This window comes from Helicobacter jaachi, from assembly GCF_000763135.2.
GTDB lineage: Bacteria > Campylobacterota > Campylobacteria > Campylobacterales > Helicobacteraceae > Helicobacter_C > Helicobacter_C jaachi.
On record NZ_JRPR02000028.1, the window covers coordinates 1 to 1,171 of the forward strand.

At 45.3% G+C, this 1,171-nt stretch carries 1 protein-coding gene; it reads left to right on the top strand.

What is annotated here, in order from left to right; genetic code table 11:
• Positions 1-812 precede the first annotated feature (812 nt).
• A partial coding sequence (locus LS71_RS09375; protein WP_138109937.1) for a hypothetical protein occupies positions 813-1,171 on the top strand: 359 nt, incomplete at its 3' end.

The window sequence follows — 1,171 nt, forward strand, 5'->3', positions numbered from 1 at the left end:
TGAGGCTAAAAATGCGCTCAAACCGCAGGCAAAGCTATCTAGCGCTCAAACTAGCAACACCAAAAGCTTACAAACGCTCCAAAGCTTGCAAAGCCCTCGCAAAAGGCGCGCAAAGTAATGTGAGTGTGTGCAAATTTTGCACAACCTCGCAGCAAGCACTATGTGAGTGCGCACAAGCTTAAATCCCACCATGTGAGGGCAAGCGCGCGCCAAATGTGGGCGCAACGCATTCAGTGGGCGCAAAAGCATTCAAACGCATTCAAAAGCGCGTAAAAAGCGCACAAACACACACAAAGTCTTACACATCACTACAATACTTGAGCACTTTTGCAAGCAAGCTTTGCGCACTCATCAACTTATTCGCAAGGTTTCGCAAAATGTGGGCGTGAAAAAGGCACAGACGGCGTAAGTTCTCGTAACTACGCGGCAGGATTTTGAGCTTAGGGCAGCGCGTAACAAGCGCAAGTAAGAAAATAAGCCCTGCACTCTTGGGTCAAATCGAGTGAGGATAAGCAAAAGGACTCCCTAAGCTTGCCTGTGGTGCGCGTTGTCTCTTTGGTATGAGAAACTTCGCTCAAAACGCAGTTAAACACAGCCCGCGCCGCGTGAGAGGCACAAGCGCAAAGCAAGACCTTAAAAAATAAGTTGATAGATGCGTAAGCAGCTATAACTTTATACTTTAGGCGCACAAATGGGCTTTGCTCATTTGTGTAAGATGCGCGCGGCGTAAAACGCAACAGCGCGAGTATGGTAGTGATATGTAAGCCTTTGGGCTTAAATTTTGGGCGAAAGCCAAAACTTTAGGAGGTTTTATGATTAGAAAGGCAAAAACTTACTGCAGAGGCGGTAAAATTTACATCGATGCGCGCTTAGAATGTGGGCGCAAACGCTTTAGCAGCGGACTAGAGTGGAATGATGAAAATTTATTCAAAATCAAAAATGAGATGGAACATTTCATCTACAAGGCTTTGCGCGGCGATATAGTGCTGCCAAAGGTGTGCGAATACAACTTTGGCTCGCTAGGCGCTCAATTTTTAGAAAAATGCAATAAAAATCTCAAAGCAAGCACGCTAGAGGCGTATAGAAGCCAGATTAAAAACCTGCAAGCGTTTTTCAAAAAAGATGTGAGGCTTATTTCTATGCGCGATTTTGAGCGCTTTTTTGAGCAAAA